The 18826-nt window shown below is 71.8% G+C and carries 22 protein-coding genes; 10 read left to right on the top strand and 12 right to left on the bottom strand.

All coding sequences use genetic code 11. The features are described from left to right. The first annotated feature begins 18 nt into the window (after window positions 1–18). From ACH34R_RS36845 to ACH34R_RS36835, 3 genes are read left to right on the top strand one after another with little or no spacing between them, the layout of a single operon-like run. A complete protein-coding gene (locus ACH34R_RS36845; RefSeq protein ID WP_397566211.1) occupies window positions 19–1269 on the top strand; it encodes a (Fe-S)-binding protein in 1251 nt (416 codons plus the stop codon). Window positions 1270–1274: 5 nt separating this feature from the next. Then, window positions 1275–2030: an IclR family transcriptional regulator gene (locus ACH34R_RS36840; protein ID WP_397566224.1), complete on the top strand. Its 756-nt coding sequence runs from the start codon at window positions 1275–1277 to the stop codon at window positions 2028–2030. 40 nt (window positions 2031–2070) lie between these two features. After that, complete coding sequence (locus ACH34R_RS36835; RefSeq protein ID WP_111166606.1) at window positions 2071–2292, top strand: DUF2277 domain-containing protein; 222 nt, start codon at window positions 2071–2073, stop codon at window positions 2290–2292. On the opposite strand, the gene ACH34R_RS36830 is transcribed toward ACH34R_RS36835, so the two are convergent. Next, window positions 2289–3248, bottom strand: a complete 960-nt coding sequence (locus ACH34R_RS36830) for an SPFH domain-containing protein (RefSeq protein WP_397566210.1) — start codon at window positions 3246–3248, stop codon at window positions 2289–2291. The genes ACH34R_RS36835 and ACH34R_RS36830 overlap by 4 nt on opposite strands. A 48-nt stretch (window positions 3249–3296) precedes the next feature. Next, a complete protein-coding gene (locus tag ACH34R_RS36825; protein ID WP_397566209.1) occupies window positions 3297–3758 on the bottom strand; it encodes a hypothetical protein in 462 nt (153 codons plus the stop codon). A gap of 101 nt (window positions 3759–3859) precedes the next feature. Here ACH34R_RS36825 and ACH34R_RS36820 point away from each other — a divergent pair, with 101 nt between their 5' ends. The 3 genes from ACH34R_RS36820 to ACH34R_RS36810 all read left to right on the top strand — a co-directional run bounded on the left by ACH34R_RS36820 (window position 3860) and on the right by ACH34R_RS36810 (window position 6194). After that, complete coding sequence (locus ACH34R_RS36820) at window positions 3860–4540, top strand: response regulator transcription factor (protein WP_397566208.1); 681 nt, start codon at window positions 3860–3862, stop codon at window positions 4538–4540. A gap of 10 nt (window positions 4541–4550) precedes the next feature. Then, entirely contained in the window at window positions 4551–5822 is a 1272-nt protein-coding gene (locus ACH34R_RS36815; RefSeq protein WP_397566207.1) for a sensor histidine kinase, read from the top strand. 66 nt (window positions 5823–5888) lie between these two features. Further along, window positions 5889–6194, top strand: coding sequence for a PepSY domain-containing protein (locus ACH34R_RS36810; protein WP_397566206.1), 306 nt, complete (start codon window positions 5889–5891; stop codon window positions 6192–6194). Between the two features lie 31 nt (window positions 6195–6225). Here ACH34R_RS36810 and ACH34R_RS36805 read toward each other — a convergent pair whose 3' ends face one another. The 7 genes from ACH34R_RS36805 to miaA form a co-directional block, all read right to left on the bottom strand. Beyond that, complete coding sequence (locus tag ACH34R_RS36805) at window positions 6226–6909, bottom strand: HNH endonuclease family protein (RefSeq protein WP_397566205.1); 684 nt, start codon at window positions 6907–6909, stop codon at window positions 6226–6228. 92 nt (window positions 6910–7001) lie between these two features. Then, the gene (locus ACH34R_RS36800; RefSeq protein WP_397566204.1) at window positions 7002–7439 is read right to left on the bottom strand and encodes a hypothetical protein; all 438 of its coding nucleotides are present in this window, start codon (window positions 7437–7439) and stop codon (window positions 7002–7004) included. A gap of 33 nt (window positions 7440–7472) precedes the next feature. Further along, complete coding sequence (locus ACH34R_RS36795) at window positions 7473–7781, bottom strand: DUF6966 domain-containing protein (protein WP_397566203.1); 309 nt, start codon at window positions 7779–7781, stop codon at window positions 7473–7475. A gap of 17 nt (window positions 7782–7798) precedes the next feature. After that, on the bottom strand, window positions 7799–8620 hold the full coding sequence (gene bla / locus ACH34R_RS36790; RefSeq protein ID WP_397566202.1) for a class A beta-lactamase: 822 nt from the start codon (window positions 8618–8620) through the stop codon (window positions 7799–7801). Window positions 8621–9026: 406 nt separating this feature from the next. Continuing rightward, window positions 9027–11318 (bottom strand): tetratricopeptide repeat protein, encoded by a 2292-nt coding sequence (locus ACH34R_RS36785; protein ID WP_397566201.1) that lies wholly within the window; start codon window positions 11316–11318, stop codon window positions 9027–9029. A gap of 67 nt (window positions 11319–11385) precedes the next feature. Then, window positions 11386–12192 carry a diaminopimelate epimerase gene (gene dapF / locus ACH34R_RS36780; protein WP_397566200.1) on the bottom strand — a complete coding sequence of 269 codons (807 nt, stop codon included), beginning with the start codon at window positions 12190–12192 and terminating at the stop codon, window positions 11386–11388. A 9-nt stretch (window positions 12193–12201) separates the two neighbouring features. Continuing rightward, on the bottom strand, window positions 12202–13149 hold the full coding sequence (miaA, locus tag ACH34R_RS36775) for a tRNA (adenosine(37)-N6)-dimethylallyltransferase MiaA (RefSeq protein WP_397566199.1): 948 nt from the start codon (window positions 13147–13149) through the stop codon (window positions 12202–12204). Window positions 13150–13198: 49 nt separating this feature from the next. Between miaA and ACH34R_RS36770 the strand changes: the two genes are divergently transcribed. Next, window positions 13199–13405, top strand: a complete 207-nt coding sequence (locus ACH34R_RS36770; RefSeq protein ID WP_397566198.1) for an antitoxin — start codon at window positions 13199–13201, stop codon at window positions 13403–13405. An 87-nt stretch (window positions 13406–13492) separates the two neighbouring features. Here the strand turns inward: ACH34R_RS36770 and ACH34R_RS36765 are convergent, their stop codons facing one another. Next, window positions 13493–14026, bottom strand: a complete 534-nt coding sequence (locus tag ACH34R_RS36765; protein WP_397566197.1) for a methylated-DNA--[protein]-cysteine S-methyltransferase — start codon at window positions 14024–14026, stop codon at window positions 13493–13495. A gap of 94 nt (window positions 14027–14120) precedes the next feature. On the opposite strand from ACH34R_RS36765, the gene ACH34R_RS36760 reads away from it, so the two are divergent. The 3 genes from ACH34R_RS36760 (at window position 14121) to ACH34R_RS36750 (ending at window position 15766) form a co-directional block, all read left to right on the top strand. Further along, window positions 14121–15044, top strand: coding sequence for a ribonuclease Z (locus ACH34R_RS36760; protein ID WP_397566196.1), 924 nt, complete (start codon window positions 14121–14123; stop codon window positions 15042–15044). A gap of 72 nt (window positions 15045–15116) precedes the next feature. Beyond that, complete coding sequence (locus tag ACH34R_RS36755) at window positions 15117–15362, top strand: hypothetical protein (protein ID WP_111166622.1); 246 nt, start codon at window positions 15117–15119, stop codon at window positions 15360–15362. After that, entirely contained in the window at window positions 15356–15766 is a 411-nt protein-coding gene (locus ACH34R_RS36750; protein ID WP_397566195.1) for a type II toxin-antitoxin system VapC family toxin, read from the top strand. Before ACH34R_RS36755 ends, ACH34R_RS36750 begins: the two co-directional genes overlap by 7 nt. 119 nt (window positions 15767–15885) lie before the next feature. On the opposite strand, the gene lpdA is transcribed toward ACH34R_RS36750, so the two are convergent. Both lpdA and ACH34R_RS36740 read right to left on the bottom strand, forming a co-directional pair. After that, window positions 15886–17286 (bottom strand): dihydrolipoyl dehydrogenase, encoded by a 1401-nt coding sequence (lpdA, locus tag ACH34R_RS36745; RefSeq protein ID WP_397566194.1) that lies wholly within the window; start codon window positions 17284–17286, stop codon window positions 15886–15888. 377 nt (window positions 17287–17663) lie between these two features. Continuing rightward, window positions 17664–18209 (bottom strand): hypothetical protein, encoded by a 546-nt coding sequence (locus ACH34R_RS36740; RefSeq protein WP_397566193.1) that lies wholly within the window; start codon window positions 18207–18209, stop codon window positions 17664–17666. Window positions 18210–18826 lie beyond the last annotated feature (617 nt).

Genomic DNA, 18826 nt, shown 5'->3' with positions numbered 1-18826 from the left:
GGCGGAGGAGGGACGACGATGGACCCCGAGCTGATCAAGGACTGCGTGCACTGCGGGTTCTGCCTGCCGACATGCCCGACGTACGTGCTGTGGGGCGAGGAGATGGACTCCCCACGCGGGCGGATCCACCTGATGAAACAGCACGTCGAGGGCACCCCGATCACCCCGGAGATGGCCGGGCACTTCGATGCCTGCCTGGGGTGCATGTCATGCGTGACCGCGTGCCCGTCGGGCGTGCGCTACGACCGGCTGATCGAGCAGACCCGCGCCGAGGTCGAACGCGAGCACGTCAGGCAGCCGGAGGACCGCGCGCTGCGGGCCATGGTGTTCTCGTTGTTCCCCTACCCGCGGCGCCTTCGCGCGATGCGCCTGCCGCTGCGGCTCAGCGGGCGGCTGCGGGCCAGGATCGCGCCGCGGCTGGCGGAGGTCAACCCGTCGCTCGCCGCGATGGCGGAGCTGGCCCCGTCCGTCACCGCGCGGGTCCGCCTGCCCCACCGGGTGGCCGCCCGCGGCGAACGGCGGGCGGTGGTCGGGATGCTCACCGGGTGCGTGCAGGGCGAGTTCTTCCCGCAGGTCAACTCGGCCACGGCGCGGGTGCTGGCGATGGAGGGATGCGAGGTGGTCATCCCGCCGGGCCAGGGCTGCTGCGGGGCGTTGTCTCTGCACTCCGGCCAGGAGGCGCAGGCGATCAGGCTCGCCAAACGGACGATAAAGACATTCGAGCGGGCCGGGGTGGACACGATCGTGGTGAACGCGGCGGGCTGCGGTTCCACCATGAAGGACTACGCCGATGTGCTCGCCGCCGAGCCCGCCTGGGCCGGGCGGGCGCGGGCGATCCGCACGGTGGACGTGAGCGAGTTCCTGGCCGGGCTCGGACCGGTGGCCGAGCGCCACCCGCTGCCGATCTCGGTGGCCTACCACGACGCCTGCCACCTGGCGCACGCGCAGGGCGTCCGTGCCGAGCCGCGCGCACTGCTGAACGGCATCCCCGGGCTCACGGTCAAGGAGATCGCCGAATCGTCGATCTGCTGCGGGTCGGCGGGCACCTACAACCTGTTCCAGCCGCAGGCCGCGCGGGAGCTGGGCGAGCGCAAGGCCGCGCGGGTGCTCGCGACCGGCGCGGACTTCCTGGTCTCGGCCAACCCCGGCTGCACCATGCAGATCACGGCGGCGCTGCGGCGTATGGGCGAGGCGGAGATCCCGGTCGCGCACACCGTGCAGGTCCTGGACGCCTCGCTGCGCGGCCTGCGGCTCGGGGTGCCGGCGTGAGCGAGGTGCAGAGCGTCGGCCGGGCGCTCGACCTGCTGGAGTCGCTGGCCGAACTGGGCGGCGAGGCGGGCATCTCGGAGCTGGCGGCCCGTACGACGCTGCCGTACGGGACGATCCACCGGCTGCTGCGCACGTTGCTCGCCCGTGGTTACGTGCGCCAGGAGTCCGACCGCCGGTACGCGCTCGGCGGGGCCCTGGTACGGCTGGGCGGAGTGGCTCAGGGAATGGTCGGCGAGTGGGCTCAGCCGTACCTGACCCGCCTGGTGGAGCTGTCCGGCGAGACCGCCAACCTGGCCGTGCTCGAAGGCGACTTCATCGTCTACGTGGCCCAGGTGCCCTCGCCCCGGCGGCTGCGGATGTTCGCGGAGGTGGGACGAAGGGTGCTGCCGCACAGTACGGCGGTGGGCAAGGTACTTCTCGCCGCCCGGCCGGACGAGGAGGTCGTGGCGCTCATCGACCGGACCGGCACCCCGCGGCGCACCACCAACACGATCACCGGCCGGGCCGCCATGCTCGCCGCCCTGGACCGCGTCCGGACCGAGGGCTACGCGCTCGACCTGGGCGAGGAGGAACTGGGCGTGCACTGCCTGGCCGTGCCCGTGCACGACGGCGACCGGGTGGTGGCGGCGATGTCGGTGTCGGGCCCGGCCGACCGGATCGACGCGCTGGACCGCGCCGAGCTGGCCGGGGGCATGCGGAAGATCGCCGACGAGTTCGGGACGGAGCTGGCGCCGCGCGCGAATCCCGACCGGTCCCCATGACCCTGCATGAACCGGTCCAATGACCCTGCATGATGGGAACATGTGCCGCAGTATCAAGACACTCCGCCCGCCGTTCACCGAGACCGTGACCGAAGAGGAGATGCGCGCCGCCGCCCTGCAGTACGTCAGGAAGATCTCCGGCTTCCGGACCCCGGCCGCGCACAACGCCGAAGCCTTCGACCGGGCGGTGGCCGCCGTGACGGCCGCCACCGCCGATCTGCTCGGATCCATCGAGGTGCGGGGCCAGGCCAGGGCCTCCTAGCGGCGGCGGGGACTGATGGTGATGTTGCCGTCCTGCGGGACGGGGATCACCTCGACCTTGCCGTCCTGGATCGCCTTCCACAGCACCGCGCCCTGCGGTCCGAGGACGCCGACCAGGTCCTTGATGGACTCCAGTTCGGTGCGGACCTTGGCGTTGCGCTGGGCCTGGGCGATGTTCTCGGCCTTGGCGGCCTGCTCGGCCGCCAGGGCGTTGACCAGCGACTCCGGCGGCTCGGGCTTCTGGATGGTGAGGACGACGTCGCCGCAGTCTCCGGCGCCGCCGAAGTTGGGGCTGCAGAAGTAGTCCGCGCCCGCGGTCTCCTTGATGAACTGCCGGGCGAGCTGCCCGACGCGCTGCTCCCACTGCTGCTTGACGGCCGGATCGTTGAACAGCTTGCGCCACTCGAACTCCTGCGAGGCAGCGTCCATGGCGCGGTCCAGGGGCTGCTTGAAGTAGAAGTTCAGCATCTTGTCCCAGCCGCTGGAGGATGACCCGCTCTCCTTGGAGTACGCGCCGAACTTCAGGCCGATCCGCTCGTGGAAATGCCGCAGCGTGCGGCAGTCGGTGTTCAGCGTGAACGTGGCCGAACCGGCGACCTGCATCTCCACGTTGTCCCTGGAGACGATCGAGATGGGCCGCGACTCCGAGTCCTCGGACCCGGAGAAGTCGAAGGTCCGCTGGCCGAAGGGGTAGGAGTAGGCGGTGTCCCCCGGTCCGAGCAGGGTCGCCCCGCTGGAGGGGTTGATGCACCTTTCGAAGGCGATGGCCTCGAACGTGCCTCCCGCGTAGTGCAGGATCACCTCGTCAGGCCGGGTGCTGACCCGGGAGCATCCGGCGAGTGCGAAACCGAGCGCGACGACCGCGACGACCGCGCCGATGAACCACTTCAGCAGCTTCCGGTTCCCCCCTTTCCCGCCCGAACCCGTGGTGACGCCCTGCTTCTTGCTCGTGCTCATGGCGGATCACCGTACTGGAGCCGCAGTCGCAATCCGGTATGAACCCGGTCACTCCGTGTCGTTTCCAATGGTGTGGACGGGCCTTCCGTTCGCGTCGCAGCGGACCTCGACCCGGATCTCGGTGTCGCCGGTCTCGAACTCCGCGCGCGCCCGCGTGGCGGGGCCGGCGTCCACGTCGTCCACCGCGTAGCCCTGGGCCGGGGTGAGGGACCGCAGGGCGACCTTCCCGCCGGCGCACCGGGCGACCAGCGTGCCGCCTTCGGTCCTGATCAGGTCGTCGGCGCCGGGACCGGAGGTGGGGCCGGGCGTGACCGGCGCCGAGGGAACGCCCGGCGGAGTGGCGACGGGCCGGGCGAGCAGTTGCCGTACCTGCTGCTCCGACAGCGGGCCGCCCGCAGGGCCGGTCAGCGTGCCGCCGAGCAGCCCGATCAGGGCGACGCCCGCCGCGGTGGCCGCCGCGGCGGTACCGAGCCATCCCGCCGCCGCCAGCGCGAGTCGTCGCCTGTCCACATCGCCACCCTCCCCCGCGCGGTGATAAGCGGAGGTTAAGACGACCCTAACCCGCGTTCACCGGCTTCAACGGCGGGCCGCGGTGCGGATACCGTGGGCCGATGGCCAGTGTCCTGCTCGTCGAGGACGACGCGACGATCCGCACCGCGCTCACCCGGGGCCTGCGGGAGCGCGGGCACGCCGTGTCCTCGGCCCCCACCGCCATGAACGGCCTGCGCGGCGCGCTGGAGGATCGCCCCGACCTGGTGGTGCTGGATCTGGGGCTGCCCGACCTCGACGGCGTGGAGATGCTGCGCATGCTCAGGGCGGTGAGCCGGGTCCCGGTGATCGTGGCGACCGCCCGTGACGGGGACGCGGCGATGGTGGGCGCGCTCGACGCGGGAGCCGACGACTACGTGGTCAAGCCGTTCAGCGCCGCCCAGCTCGACGCCCGCGTCCGTGCGGTGCTGCGCCGGGCGGGCGAGAGCCCGGCCGACTCCTCCGTGCAGGTCGGCGAACTCCGCCTGGACCCGCGCACGCGCGAGGCCGCACTCGGCGGCGACCCGCTCGATCTCACCCCGCGGGAGTTCGACCTGCTGCACTACCTGGCCGCGCGCGAGGGCCAGGTGATCGGCAAGCGGGAACTGCTCACACAGGTCTGGCAGATCCCCTACGGCGGCGCGGACAAGACCGTGGACGTGCACCTGTCCTGGCTGCGGCGCAAGCTGAAGGAGACCGCCCAGCACCCGCGCTACCTGCACACCGTGCGCGGGGTCGGCGTCAAGCTGGTCGATCCGGCATGAGAGATCCGGGGTGAGAAGGTGGCTCGCGGTGCTGGTCGCGGCCACCACCTCGCTCGTCCTGATCGCCCTGCTCGTGCCGCTCGCCCTGCTGGTGCGGACCGCCGCGGAGAACCGCGCGGTGGGACAGGCGACCGGCGAGGCCGAGTCGGTTGCCGTGGCGGTCGGATCGGTGGACCCCGGCACGCTGGCCATCACCGTCGAACGCGCCACGCAGGCCACCGGCCATCCGATCACCGTGTTCCTGCCAGGCGGCTCCATCGTGGGCGCGCCCGCCCGGCGGACCCCGGCCGTCGAGCTGGCGGCGCGCGGCAGGAGCCTGGCCGCCGATGCCCCCGGCGGCAGGGAGATCCTGGTCGCCGTCCAGGGCGGCGGCGGCACCAGTGTGGTCCGTACGTACCTGAGCGACGCGGACCTCACCCGGGGTGTTCGCGAGGTGTGGCTCGGCATGCTGGCGCTCGGCCTGGCGCTGATCGGGATCGGCATCGCGGTCGCCGACCGGCTGGCCGGGGCGATCATCCGGCCGATGGCCGCCACCGCGCGGGCCTCCCACCGGCTCGCGGCGGGCGACCTGTCGGCGCGGGCCGTACCCGAGGGCCCGCCAGAGGCACGGGCGGCGGCGCTCGCGCTCAACCGGCTGGCCGGGCGGATCGGCGATCTGCTCGCCGAGGAGCGGGAGGCGGTGGCCGACCTCTCACACCGCCTCCGCACGCCCCTGACGGGCCTCAGGCTGGACGCGGAGGCGCTTCGGAACCCGGAGGAGGCCACGCGCATCGGAGCCCGTGTGGACGATCTGGAGCGCGCCGTCACCGCCGTGATCAACGAGGCCCGGCGGCGTTCGGGCGAGCGGCGGCACTGCGACGCGGCGGCGGTGGTGGCCGAGCGGGTCACCTTCTGGTCGGCGCTGGCCGAGGACCAGGACCGCCGGGTCACCGTGGACCTGCACCCCGGGCCGCTGCCGGTCCCGCTGGCCGCCGAGGAACTGGCGGCGGCCGTGGACGCGCTGCTCGGCAACGTCTTCGCGCACACCCCGGAGGGCACCGCCCTGGCCGTACGGCTGGCCCCCGGCGTGGTGATCGAGGTCGCCGACGAGGGCCCGGGGTTCCCTGCCCGGCGGCCGGCCCGGGGCAGCAGCGGAGCCGGGTCCACCGGGCTGGGGCTGGACATCGTCAGGCGGTCGGCCGAATCGGCCGGCGGGTCCATGGCCCTGGGGCGCGGGCCGTACGGCGGCGCGGTGGTCACCGTCACCCTGCCGCAGGGCGATTCCTCTTTCGGGGCGGCATAACGGCTTTAGGGACGGCTTAACGACCGGCTAGCGCGGTTCTAAGGCGGGCGGCGGGAGTGTGGGGCCATGAACACACGGAGCAGACTCGTCATCGCCCTGGGCGCGGGAGCGCTGGTCGTGCTGACCGGCGGCGCGGCCCAGGCCGCCCCCTCCCCCGCCGCGGCGCACGGGAAGAGCACCTGCGAGCGGGCGGTCGAGATCGCCAAGAAGAAGGCGCCGGGCGCCCGCGTCACCGACGTCGAACGGGAGCGGGAGCACGGCCGGCAGGTGTGCCAGGTGGAACTGGAGAAGGGACGCTGGGAGTACGAGGTCCACGTCGCGCTGGACAGCGGGAAGATCGTCAAGTTCGAGCGCGAGTACGACGACGACTGACGGCCTGCGCCCCTGCGCGTGCCTCGATCGGTCAGCAGCCGGACAGGACGCGCGCCATGGCGTCCTTCTCCGCCTGGGTGACCCACAGGTCGTACTTGACCTTCACGTCGATCTGGCGCGCCACGTAGTCACACCGGTAGGCGCGGCGCGGCGGCAGCCACGTCGCCGCGTCGCCCGCGCCCTTCTGGCTGTTCAGCGGGCCGTCCACGGCGAGGAGGTTCAGCGGGTCGTTGGCGAGCTCGCGGCGCTCGGCCTCGGCCAACCGGGCCGCGCCCTTCTGCCAGGCGTCGGCGAGCGCCACCACGTGGTCGATCTGCACCTCCATGCTGGTCTTCTGCCCGCGTTCGAACTCTATGGTCTTCCCGCCGTAGGGGTCCTTGAGCGTCCCGGTCAGCACGATGCAGTCGTGCGTCCCCTTCTTGAAGGTCTCGTTCTCCAGGTCGCGTTTGAGGATGTCGTTCCTCGTGTCGCACCCGTTGCGATCGACATCGGCCCAGGCAGGGCCGAACTCATCGCGGTCGAACCCGGTCATCGGCGCACGCCCCTTGACGGTGAGCCCGGCCAGCTCGTCCTGCGACTGCTGGACGTCGATCTTGCTCCCGCCGCCCGGCTTCTCGTCGGGCAACTCCCCGCGCGCCTCCACACCGCCGCAGCCCGCCAACGCCACCGCCGCGAGCGCCATCACCGTGGCCATCCGGTTCTTGCGGTTCCTCACCGTTGCTCCCAGGTCAAGGTTCAGTAATGGCTACGTATAGCAACTACCCAGAAGCGGTGGTGTTAGGGGGTCTCCTCCATGAGAGTCAAATGTTATTGGGGTTCCAGGGGATTGGCCCGGTAGTTCATGAGTCTTGCCGCCCGGTGCCGGATGTCCTGCGGCATCCCACGCGCGTCCCGTACGTCGGCGAGCCGGCCGGCGACCTCGGCGGAGTACGGCGGGGCGCCGACCCGGTCGAGCGCCGCCCGCAGCCGGTAGGGCATCCCACCGGCGAGGGCCACACCGGGGAGCGCGCCCAGGGGAATGCGCTCGGTGAACCGGCCTGCGGGAAGGCCGTGCTTCTTCTCTTCGGGACGTAATTCGGCGAGCACTTCCATGCGCGGGCGCGTCAAGAGGGGCAACAGGGCGATCGGTGATTCGGGGTCGATGGGGCGTGACGGTGCGTCGAATGTGCCGATGTAAAGCAGGTCGCCGTTCAGGAATCCGGCCCAAGTGTCAGCGGAGACCTGGATAACCGGCAGCCAGGACATATCTCCATCTGGTCGTGAGTTCGCGCCGCGACGTTAGCACAGCCCGCTTCGCGCGAGGGCGAACAATGCTCGCCTCAGCCGGTCGAATTCCATGTTCTGCGGCAACACGCCCGCCGTGTTCTGGAGCACGACGTCCTGAAGGCTCCCCATTCCCCCGTACATTCGGAGAATCTTTCTGATGAGCGCCTGACGCTCGTCCGAGTCGGCCCGGAATACACGGACGGCCGCGGCCAGGCCGGTCAGTTCGCGGGCGAGCCCAGGCTCACTCGTCCCCTTCAGCAGGGCGCTCATGCGGTCGAGTGCGTCGGCGATCGGTTCGCCTTCACCGGCTCTTTCGTCCATCGGCGGCTCCCTGTCCGTCAGCCTTCACCCAGGGCGCGGACGAGGATGGCGGCCGTCTTGGCGAGGACCTTTTCCTCGGCGTCGGCCTCGGCCGCCTTTCTGCTGGTGTACACGGCCATCACGATAGGCGCGGCGGCTTTGGACGGCCAGATCACCGCGACGTCGTTCGCGGTGCCGTACGTTCCGCCGGTGCCGGTCTTGTCGCCCACCTTCCAGGTGGACGGCAGGCCGGCGCGGATGCGATTGCCGCCGGTCTTGTTCGCGAGCAGCCAGGCGTTGAAGCGCGCCTGGTCCTTGGCGTTCAGCGCGTCACCGGCGGTCAGTCGCCGGAAGCCGTGCGCCATTGCGGCGGGCGAGGTGGTGTCGCGTTTCTCGCCGGGCTTCCAGCGGTTCATTTCGGGCTCCCAGCGGTCGGAACGGGAAACCTCGTCGCCGAGCGAGCGGAAATACCGGGTGAGCCCCGCCGGGCCGCCGATCTCCCTGAGCAGGATGTTGCCCGCGGTGTTGTCGCTGTGAGTGATCGCCGCCTCGCACAGCCGGCCGACCGTCAGCCCGCTCTTCACGTGCTTCTGGGTTATCGGCGAATAGGGCTCGACCTCGGCGGCGGTCCAGCGGACGACCCGCTTCAACAGGCCGGGATCGGAAGTCCGCGCCTTGTGCAGCACGGCGGCGGCCACCACCGCCTTGAAAGTGGACGCGAGCGGGAATCGCTCGTCCGCGCGATGGCCGACCGTTCTTCCGGTCGCGGTGTCAATGGCGTACGCGCCGATCCGGCCGTCGAAGGAGGCTTCCAGCGCCCGCAGTTCGCGCCGCACCGCCGCCGTCTCCACCTCCGGCACGGCGGGCGTCGCGGTCTGGGCTCGCGGCGTGCCTGGGGCGTGGGTCGCCGCCTTGGCCCGTGGCGGCGACTCGGCGGCCGGGGCGGAACACCCGCCGAGCGCCCCACCGGCCACGAACAGGCTCGTCACCAGGGCCGCTTTCGGCACGACCGGAACACGCCAGGCGTTTCGCATGGGACACGAGCCAAGCAGAGCGGGGTGACGCCTGTCTAATCAGGCGGCCCTGATCACACGGTGTCAGCGGGCAGCCGGGGGCCTTTCGGCCGGTGCAAGGTGCGGCGGGTGAGCGGCGCGCCCGCGAAACGCCGGGCACGGGGCCCGGCGCGGCACGGCGCCGCGGCGAGAGTGGCGCGTGCCGTACCGAAAACCGGAGCGGGCCGGACCAGAGCCGGACCGGCCCCCTACGTCAGAGCCCGTACTCCTTGACGATGCGCTCGTGGCGCTCGACCTCGACGCCGACCTCGCGGGCCAGGTCGAGCCAGGCCAGCGGATGCACCCAGCGCTCCGTCGCGTCGTCCAGCAGCGCGTCGACCTCGGTCGGGCTGACCTCCGGCGGCACCGCGACCCACCCGAACACGCCCGGCAGCCGCTCCCCGCTCGTCGGGTGGCTGACCGTGTAGTTCTCGTCGCTGTAGACCCACATCGGCCAGCCCCGCTCCGCGAGGACCTCGTTGAACTCCGCCCAGTCGTGCTCGGACGGCGCCGCCCCGTCGAAGAACCAGCTCGTGTATCCGCCCGGCCGGAGCATCCGCACGGCGGCGAACGGCGGGATGAACTCCTCGCGCTCCTGCGCCCCGTCCGGGACCGGCTCAAGGAGCTGCGGGTCGAAGACCACGACGTCGCCCGCGTTGAACTCCATCCCGGGCGGCTGCGGCATGGCCAGCCGGGCGGTGGCGGGCCCGGTACGGACGCTGATGACCTGGCGCTGGCTGCCGTCGGGGGCGGGCAGGATGACCCGGATCAGGCCCATCTCCTGCTCCACCGGCCCAGAGTCGCCCTCCACCGGCATGCGCAGCCTGGCCGCGCCCAGGCGGACGGTCTCCCAGTCTTCAGTGCTGCTCGCCATGACGATCATCCGCCAGACGTCTTCGTCCTCCAGCTCGGGCGAGTCGAGGACCTCGCGGATCGCCTGGGCGCCCTTGGCGTTCTGGTCGAGCCGCTGGGCCGAGCCGGACAGCAGGCGGCGGGCGTCGAGGCCCGCTCCGGCGGCGAGGGCCTGCTCGGCCTCCGACAGCGTCTCCTCCCAGCGCTCACGGGCGCGGTGCAGCCGGGCGAGGGTGAGGTGGCGCTGCGCGTCGGGAAGCCTGGCCGCGAACTGTTCGAGGCGTTCGTCCTGCCTGGCCTCGATCAGCAGGTTGGCCAGGATCGCGATGTCCTCGTCGTCGGGCGTGCCCGGCGCGGGCTCGCCGTCGACCATCATGGTCCAGTAGATGTCGGCGCCGCGCGAAGGGTAACCGAGGAAGCCGAGCGTGGTGGTGAGCCTGCGGGTGCCCTCCAGGTCCTCGCCCGCCAGCGGGGTCAGCCATTCCACCCAGCGCTCGGGGTCGGCCTTGGAACCGTCGGCGGCGTCGAAGATGCCCACGCGCTCGCCGAGCGGGCCGGGGGCCTCCGGCGGCGCGGTCGAGTCGGCGTCGCGGCGGAGCTTGGCGATGCGGGCGGGCAGCTCGCCCACCTGCTCCTCCTTCAGCTCGGCCAGGCCGCTTTCGGCGATGTCGGCGAGGTAGCGGGCCTGCCAGACGCCCTGCCTGGCGATCGCCAGGTCGCCCGCGATCAGGGCCAGCTCGACCCTGGCCCGGTAGCCGCCCATCATCGCGAAGTAGTCGATCCACTGCCGCAGCACCCGCCCGAGCTGCCAGGTGTTGGCGATCTGCGACGATCCGGCGAGCACGTGGACGGCCCGCGACCACTCCACGAACGAGTGCGGGTGATCGCCTACCACGTCGAGGTCGGGCAGCGCCTCGACGGCCTCCGAGGTACGGCCGAGGGTGCCGAGCACCAGCGCGCGCAGCACGCCCTCGCGGTGCGGGCGGTTGATCGGGTCGTCGGGCTTGAGGCCGGACGCGGCTTCGAGGGCGGCCAGGGCGTCTTCCGCGCGGTCGGCGGCGAGCAGCGCGCGGGCCGCGGCGGCGGCCAGCTCCCAGCTCGCGTCGTGGTCGGCGGCGCGCAGCCGCTCGATCGCCGACTCGGCGTAGGCGACGGCCTCGCCCGGACGGCCGGAGTCGAGCAGGGCCAAGACGTACTGGGTGGTCAGGCCGCAGAACGGCAGAGCGCCCGGCTCCACACCGGAAAGCGCCTCGCTGAGCAGCCGCAGGCGGTCGGCGGCATGGCCGGGGCCGTCGGCGTTGGCCTGGGCCACGGCCAGGGCCTCGATGGCGGCCGGCGCCGACGGGCAGTCGCGGACGTCTTCGCGCTGGGCGAACGCCAGCAGCTCCTCCGCGTCGCCGAGCGCGACCGCACCCTGGGCCCGGTCGCCGATCCGGCCCACCAGGTGCCAGTAGCGGGCGTAGAACTCCAGCCAGGGCAGCTCCAGCTCCTCGGCCTGCCCCGCGACGGCCGGGGCCACCACGTCAAGCTGGGCATATCGCCCTTCATACGCCTGCGCGGGGAGATCTCCAAGCGCGATGGCGAGGCCGGCGTTGCCGGCTTCTTGAAGTTGCCGCTGGGTGTCGCCGACCCAGGCCCAGATGTCCACGTCCATGGGGAGTCAGTCTGCCAGGTCGGCAGGCATGCCCCAAACGCCTGCGGCACCGGCGCGCCCGAGGGGCTCAGGTGAGATATTCGCCCGCGGCCACGATCACCGCGGGGCCGCAGAGGTGGGTCGTCACGGCCTCCAGGACGACGCTGAGCGCGCCGCCGGGCACCTCGACCGTCCAGGTGCCGGTCTCCTCCCCGGCGAGCCTGGCGGCGGCCACCGCGGCGGCCACCGCGCCCGTGCCGCAGGAGCGGGTCTCGCCCGAGCCGCGCTCGTGGACGCGCATCACCACGCGGCGCGGCCCGACGGCGTTGATCAGCTCGATGTTGACGCCCGCCGGGAAGTGCACGGAGTCGAAGCCGGGCTGGTGGGTCAGGTCGAGCTGAACGACCGGGTCGCCGATCACGCAGGCCAGGTGCGGGTTGCCCATGTCGATGTGCAGCCCGGGGTATTCCTGCCCGCCGACCGTGGTGGTGCTCTCCCCGTGCAGGGTGGCCGGGCCCATGTCGACCGACACATCACCCTCGACGCCGACGCGCACCTTCTTGACCCCGCCCCTGGTCGCCACGGGCAGCTCGCCCGGCTCGGCGAGGCCGGCGTCGACCAGGTAGCGGGCGAAGACACGTACGCCGTTGCCGCACATCTCGGCCATGCTGCCGTCGGCGTTGCGGTAGTCCATGAACCACTCCGCCCGGGCGGCCTGGTCGGCGACCTCGGGGCACAGCTTGGTGCGCACCACGCGCAGCACGCCGTCCGCGCCGATCCCGGTGCGCCGCGCGCACAGCGCGGCCACGAGCGCCGCCGACACGTCGAGCTCGCCGTCCGGGTCGGGGAGGATCACGAAGTCGTTCTCGGTGCCGTGCCCCTTGAGAAACCGCATGCTCCAAGCCTATCGAGCGGCCCCCGCCAGCGTGTCCAGGGCGCGTTCCAGCAGGGCGGGCGAGTCGTGGCGGAGCCACACGACGCGCGGGTCGCGCCGGAACCACGACTCCTGGCGGCGCGCGAACCTGCGGGTGGCCCTGATCGTCTCGTCCTTGGCCTGTTCCTCGGTCCACTCCCCCGTCAGGTACCGGAGCACCTGCGCGTACCCGAGGGCCCTGCTCGCCGTACGGCCCTGGGCGAGACCGTGGCGGGCGAGTTCGCGCACCTCGTCCACCAGCCCGGCCTGCCACATCCGTTCGACCCGCAGCGCGATCCGCTCGTCCAGCACCGGGCGGGGGACCTCGATCCCGATCTGGACGCTGGGATAGAGCGCGTCATAGGACGGCAGGGTCGCCGAGAACGGCCGGCCGGAAAGCTCGATGACCTCCAGGGCCCGTACGACGCGCCTGCCGTTGCTGGGCAGGATCGCCGCGGCGGCGGCGGGATCGAGGCGGCTCAGCCGGTCGTACAGGACCTGCGGCCCGGCTTCGGCCAGCTCCGCCTCCAGCCTGGCCCGGACCTCCGGGTCGGTGCCGGGGAACTCCAGGTCGTCCAGCGCGGCCCGGACGTACAGGCCGGACCCTCCGGTCAGGATCGGCGTCACCCCGCGCGCGAGCATGCCGTCGAGGAGCGTACGCGCCAGGCCCTGGTACTCCGCCACGCTGGCCGTCTTGCGGACGTCCCAGACGCCGAGCAGGTGGTGCGGCACACCGCGCATCTCCTCGGGGGAAAGCTTGGCCGTTCCGACGTCCATTCCTCGGTAAAGCTGCATGGAGTCGGCGTTGATGACCTCACCCCCCACCCGGAGGGCCAGATCCACGGCCAAATCGGACTTTCCTGCCGCTGTCGGGCCGACGACGGCTACCACGGGTCGCTCTGTCACGCCGATAAGTGTGTCAACTGCCTGGGTATGCATGGGGTGAGGGGAAATATAGATCGATTCGGGGGAATCCATCATGTCGATCATGGAGAAGCTCAAGGAGATGTTCGGCGGCCAGAGCGGCAAGACCCACGACGTCCCGCGTCAGGCCGAAGGCCCGGCGGACGACATCGTGGACAAGGGCTCGCAGTGGGCCAAGGACAAGACCGGCGGCCGCTACGACGACCAGATCGACCACGCCGCCGAAGAGGCCCGCAAGCGCACCCAGGGCGGCGACGGCCGGGAAGGCTGACCCGCCGGCCCGCCTACCCGTGCGGGTGACATGGGCAGACGACGGGGCCGTGCCGGGAGGGCACGGCCCCGCCCTCGTCTTGTGGGCTCACATCTCCCAGTCGAGCATCGGCTGCAGGTAGCCCTCCAGGGTGAGCAGCCAGCGCTTGGACTCCACGCCCGTCCCGCCGCTGAAGCCGCCGAGCCCGTCGCCGGCCACCACACGGTGGCACGGCACCACGATCGGGATCGGGTTGGCGCCCATGATCGAGCCGATCGCCCGCGCGGGCACGCCGCCGCCGCTCATCTCGGCCAGTTCGCCGTAGGTCACCGCCCTGCCGTACGGCACGCGCCCGTGCAAGGTGCCGAGCACCCGCTGCTGGACCGGCGAGAGCAGCCGCCAGTCCACCGGGACGCTGAAGGACCGCAGCTCGCCCGCGAAGTAGCGGGTCAGCTCGGTGAGCACGCCCGCCGTACGCCCGTCTGGGTCGCCGTCCGCCATCGGCAGCCCCAGCCGCCGCGCCGCGCCCGCCCGCCGCTCCGGTGTGTCGCCCCAGATCAGGGCGGCCAGCCCGACCTCGGTGACGGCGACGGCGAGCTGCCCGAGCGGGGTCGGAACCGCGCCGAATGCCACGCTTTCCACCACCGAATTCTATGTGCCCGCAACGTAGGCGGGCACGGGCGGGCACGGGCGGGCACGGGCGGGCACGGGCGGGCCGCTCCCTAGCATGGGGTCCGTGTCCATTCGCGAACTGATCGTCCTCGGCACGTCCAGCGCGGTGCCCACCCGGCTGCGCAACCAGAACGGCTACCTGCTGCGCTGGGACGGCGAGGGCTTCCTGTTCGACCCGGGCGAGGGCACCCAGCGGCAGATGTCGCACGCCGGGCTGAGCGCCCACGACATCACCTGGATCTGCGTCACCCACCTGCACGGCGACCACTGCCTGGGCGTGCCGGGCGTCGTCCAGCGGATCGCCCGCGACGGCGTCGCCCACCAGGTGACGGCCGCCTACCCGGCGAGCGGCGAGGCGTACTGGCGGCGGCTGCGGCACGCGACCCTGTTCGCCGACACCACCGTCATCGCCGAACGCCCCCTCGCCGGCCCTTCCGTCACCCTGCCCGCGGGCCCGGTCACTTTGACCGCGCTTCCGCTGTCCCACACCGTTCCCGTGTACGGCTACCGCCTCGACGAGCCCGACGGCCGGCGCATGCTCCCCGGCCGCCTGCGCGCCCGCGGCCTGACGGGCCCCCTCATCGGCCACCTCCAGCGCGAGGGCTCCGTCACCGCCCCCGACGGCTCCACCGTCACCCTCGCGGAGTGCAGCGAGCCCCGCCCGGGCCAGAGCGCCGCCTTCGTGATGGACACCCGGCTGTGCGACGCGGCCTTCCGGCTCGCCGAGGGCGCCGACCTGCTGGTGATCGAGTCGACGTACCTGTCCGCCGAGGCCCGCCTCGCCGAGGAGTACGGCCACCTGACCGCCGCCCAGGCCGGCCGGATCGCCGCCGAGTCCAACGCCCGCCGCCTGGTGCTCACCCACTTCTCCGAACGCTACGACCCCGCCGACGAGCCCCGCTTCCTCGACGAGGCCGCCAAGACCTTCTCCGGCGACATCATCCTGGCCCACGACCTCACCAGAATCCCCGTCCCGAAGCGAACATGAACCAAAAGCGACCAAATCATCACTTACCGTGTTCACCATAAGTGATCATGACTCGCGAACTAGACTTGAGGCATGAGCGTGGCCCATGAGGAGTACGACGACCTCCATCGCCTGGTCGACCGGCTGACCCCGGACCAGGCGCGGCAGGTCCACGCGGTCGTGCTCAAGCTCGTGCAGAACGAGCCGGAAACCGCCGCGCCTCGCGCGGGCGCTCCGCATCGCCGCTTCTCGTTCGCCGGGATCATCTCCGACGAGCCCGACACGGCCCGGCGTTCCGAGGAGATCATTCGTGACGGTTTCCGTTCCGATCCATGCTGATCTGCGACACCGGGCCGCTCTACGCAGTGCTGAACCGGAAAGATGAAGATCACGCGCGTTGCATGAGGCTGTTCCAGTCACACCCCGGCCCCCTGGTGGTGCCCGTCCCCGTGCTGACCGAAGTGTGCTGGCTGCTGGAAAAGCGCGTCGGCCCGGAAGCCGAGGCCGCCTTCCTCGAAGCCGTCGCCGACGGCGAGCTCACAATGGAGGGGCTGCAACTCGGCGACATCGCGCGAATGCAGGCCCTGGTAGTGAAGTATGCCGATTTCCCGCTGGGGGCGGTGGACGCCTCCGTGGTCGCGATCGCGGAAAGGCTCGGCACCCGCCAGATAGCCACCCTTGACCGCAGACACTTCACCGCCGTCAGAGACAGCAGCGGGGGGCACTTCGTCCTGGCTCCTTGAGCCGTCCGGCCCCTGAACGGGCTCAACCCTGCCGTTCATCCGCAAGAAGGGGGCTCCGCACCAAGGCCGGTGGCCGCCGGTGGTCACCCCCGCTCACGGTCGTGCGGGGCCGGTCGGGGTCACATGTTGATCATGTGGCCGGCCAGCCCGTGGACGGCCTCCTTGACGGCCTCGCCCAGGGTGGGGTGGGCGTGGATGTTCCGGCCGACCTCGTGGACCGTCAGGTCCCACTGCTGGGCCAGGGTCAGTTCGGGGAGGAGTTCGGTGACCTCGGGGCCGATGAGGTGGGCGCCCAGGATCTCGCCGTACTTGGCGTCACTGATGACCTTGACGAAACCGTTGGGGTCGCCGAGGCCGTGCGCCTTGCCGTTGGCGGTGAAGGGGAACTTCACCACCTTGACGTCGAAGCCCTGCTCCCGCGCCTGCGCCTCGGTCCAGCCGAAGCTGGCCACCTGCGGCTGGCAGTACGTCGCGCGCGGCACCATCACGAAGTCGATCTCCATTGTCTCCGCGCCGCCGATCGTCTCGGCCGCCACGATGCCCATCGCCTCGGCCGCGTGCGCCAGCATCAGCTTGGCGGTGACGTCGCCGATCGCGAAGATGTGCGGCACGTTCGTACGGCCGCGCCCGTCCACCGCGATCGCGCCGCGCTCGGTCAGCGCGACCCCCGTGTTCTCCAGCCCGTAGCCCTCGACCCTGGGCTGGAACCCGATCGCCTGCAGGACCTTGTCGGCCGCGAGCTTCTGCTCTTCGCCGTTGCGTGAGACGGTGACCTGGACCTGATCGCCGGAGTCGTCGATCGACTCGACCTTGGTGGAGGTCAGCACCTCGATGCCGAGCCGCCGGTAGCGCTTGGCGAGTTCGGCGGACACCTCCGCGTCCTCCAGCGGGACGATGCGGTCCAGGAACTCCACGATCGTCACCTTGACGCCGTAGGAGTTGAGCACGTACGCGAACTCCACGCCGATCGCGCCCGCCCCGGCGATGATGACGCTGCCGGGCAGCCGGTCGGCGAGGATCTGCTCCTCGAAGGTCACCACCCGCTCGCTCAGCGTCGTACCGGGCAGCAGCTTGGTCGTGGTGCCCGCGGCGATGATGCAGTTGTCGAAGGTCACCGTCTGGCTGCCGCCGTCGGTGCGGGCGACCTGGAGCGTGTGCGCGTCGGTGAACGTGCCCCGCCCGTCGTACTCGGTGATGCCGTTCTTCTTCATCAGGTAGTGGACGCCCTTGACGCGGCCGTCGGCGACCTTGCGGCTGCGCTTGAACGCCTCGCCGTAGTCGAAGGAGACGGTGCCGTCGACGCGCATGCCGAACGTCTTCGCCTCATGGGTGAAGATGTGCGCGAGCTCCGCGTTGCGCAACAGGGCCTTGGAGGGGATACATCCCACGTTGAGGCAGATGCCGCCCCAGTACCGCTCCTCGACGACCGCCACCTGAAGGCCGAGCTGCGCGGCTCGCACCGCGGCGGTGTATCCGCCGGGCCCCGCGCCCAGGACTACCACGTCGTAGTGAGTGCTCATGTGCCGGACCCTATTCGGCGCGGGCCTTCCGGGCATCAGCGGGGGGCACATCGGCGCGCCCGCGCCCCACCGGGAGCGCGGTGGAGCCAGGACAGCGTACGGCCCACCGTACCGGCTCGGGAAAGCGGTACGGCGGGCCGCCACGACGCCCGGAAGTGCGCGCTGAGCCCTTTACGGCGGGCCCCGGCCGGGAACCAGCCCGGAACGACCACCGCACGGACCCCCACTGCGGACCTCGGCCAGGGATCAGCCTGGAAAGGCCGTCGCACGGACCGCACCGCGGACCCCGACCGGAGATCAGACCAGAAAGGCCGTCGCACGGACCGCACCGCGGACCCCGACCTGAGATCAGACCAGAAAGGCCATCGCGCAGACCTCTACTGGGGGCCTCGGCCGGAGATCAGGCCGGGAGGGCCGTCGCTCGGCCAGTCGTCGACCTCCTCCGTCTGTCCGCCGTTGTTCTTCGGCGGGGTCTGCGGGGAGTCCTCATCCTTTCCTGGGTCCTTTTCCGGTTCGCGGCCGGCGTTGCCGCCGCCGCCGGGATCGGCGGGATCGGCGGTGTCGTCCGGGCCGCCGCCGGGGTCGGCGTCGGGGCCGGAGTGGGCCTCCACGGAGGGCGCGTCTTCTGTGGTGCCCTCCTTCGCTTCGCCGCGCCCGCCGGGCTCGGCGACGCCGCCCGCGCGGTCCGCGGGCCGGCCGGTCGTGGCACCCCCGCCGGGCGCGGCGCCGCCGGTGTCGTTGAACACCGCGAAGGCGACGCCTCCCGCGGCGAGGACGGCGACGAGAGCACCCGCGGCTATGGCCTGGCCGCGCCTGCTCCCTCCCCTCCTCCTGGACTTCGTGTTCCTGGACTCTGCGTTCTCGGTCTCGTCGTACTCGGGCGGATCGGTGTGGCCCGTCGATGATCGGACGTGCCGTTGCATGAGTTGACAACTCCCTGCGGTCGTATCGGTGGAAACCAGCACGGTTTCCGAGGGTGCTGGACCACACTAACCCCAGTAACGAAAACGGCGCACAAGGATCACAAAGGAATCACACCTTGTCCCTCATCTCACGACTTTTCGCGGGTCAGCGGCGCTCCTGGGTAGCGGTCGCGGGCGCGGTCGCCGTCCTCGGCACCGCGGGCGCCGGAGTCTTCCTGGCCTTTTCGGCTGGCCAGAACGCGAATTCCGGGTCACCGGAGCGATCGACAACGAGTGACGGCACCCCACGTCCGCGCCCGGGACAGCCGGTGGGCACGGCGGGGCGGCCGGGGCCGCAGCCGTCCGGCGAGTTCTCCGGATGGGTGCCGGGCAGCGGCACGCCGACGCCCGCCACCGCCGATACGCCCCGGGACAAGGCGGCGGTCCCGGGACCGGGCGGAAACCAAGGAGATCCAGCGGATTCAGCGGATTCAGCGGACAGAACGGCCCCGGGCGGGCCCCCTCCGACCGCCGGACGTCAGGCGCCCCGCCCGCCCGCCGCCAAGACGCGCCGGAACGGCGGAGCGCGCCACGCCCCGGTACGCCGGCCCGAGCGGGAGGCTCCCCGCCGTCAACCG

The sequence above is a fragment of the Spongiactinospora sp. 9N601 genome (assembly GCF_044326295.1).
Classification (GTDB): domain Bacteria; phylum Actinomycetota; class Actinomycetes; order Streptosporangiales; family Streptosporangiaceae; genus Spongiactinospora; species Spongiactinospora gelatinilytica.
This window is presented reverse-complemented; position numbering and strand designations above follow the sequence as displayed.

Bases quoted from the DNA above. Each gene is read 5' to 3' on its own strand.
- ACH34R_RS36845 (WP_397566211.1), top strand. From the start codon at position 19: ATGGACCCCGAGCTGATCAAGGACTGCGTGCACTGCGGGTTCTGCCTG.
- ACH34R_RS36835 (WP_111166606.1), top strand. From the start codon at position 2,071: ATGTGCCGCAGTATCAAGACACTCCGCCCGCCGTTCACCGAGACCGTG.
- ACH34R_RS36830 (WP_397566210.1), bottom strand. From the start codon at position 3,248: ATGAGCACGAGCAAGAAGCAGGGCGTCACCACGGGTTCGGGCGGGAAA.
- ACH34R_RS36820 (WP_397566208.1), top strand. From the start codon at position 3,860: ATGGCCAGTGTCCTGCTCGTCGAGGACGACGCGACGATCCGCACCGCG.
- ACH34R_RS36810 (WP_397566206.1), top strand. From the start codon at position 5,889: ATGAACACACGGAGCAGACTCGTCATCGCCCTGGGCGCGGGAGCGCTG.
- ACH34R_RS36800 (WP_397566204.1), bottom strand. From the start codon at position 7,439: ATGTCCTGGCTGCCGGTTATCCAGGTCTCCGCTGACACTTGGGCCGGA.
- ACH34R_RS36795 (WP_397566203.1), bottom strand. From the start codon at position 7,781: ATGGACGAAAGAGCCGGTGAAGGCGAACCGATCGCCGACGCACTCGAC.
- ACH34R_RS36785 (WP_397566201.1), bottom strand. From the start codon at position 11,318: ATGGACGTGGACATCTGGGCCTGGGTCGGCGACACCCAGCGGCAACTT.
- dapF (WP_397566200.1), bottom strand. From the start codon at position 12,192: ATGCGGTTTCTCAAGGGGCACGGCACCGAGAACGACTTCGTGATCCTC.
- miaA (WP_397566199.1), bottom strand. From the start codon at position 13,149: ATGCATACCCAGGCAGTTGACACACTTATCGGCGTGACAGAGCGACCC.
- ACH34R_RS36770 (WP_397566198.1), top strand. From the start codon at position 13,199: ATGGAGAAGCTCAAGGAGATGTTCGGCGGCCAGAGCGGCAAGACCCAC.
- ACH34R_RS36755 (WP_111166622.1), top strand. From the start codon at position 15,117: ATGAGCGTGGCCCATGAGGAGTACGACGACCTCCATCGCCTGGTCGAC.
- ACH34R_RS36750 (WP_397566195.1), top strand. From the start codon at position 15,356: ATGCTGATCTGCGACACCGGGCCGCTCTACGCAGTGCTGAACCGGAAA.
- lpdA (WP_397566194.1), bottom strand. From the start codon at position 17,286: ATGAGCACTCACTACGACGTGGTAGTCCTGGGCGCGGGGCCCGGCGGA.
- ACH34R_RS36740 (WP_397566193.1), bottom strand. From the start codon at position 18,209: ATGCAACGGCACGTCCGATCATCGACGGGCCACACCGATCCGCCCGAG.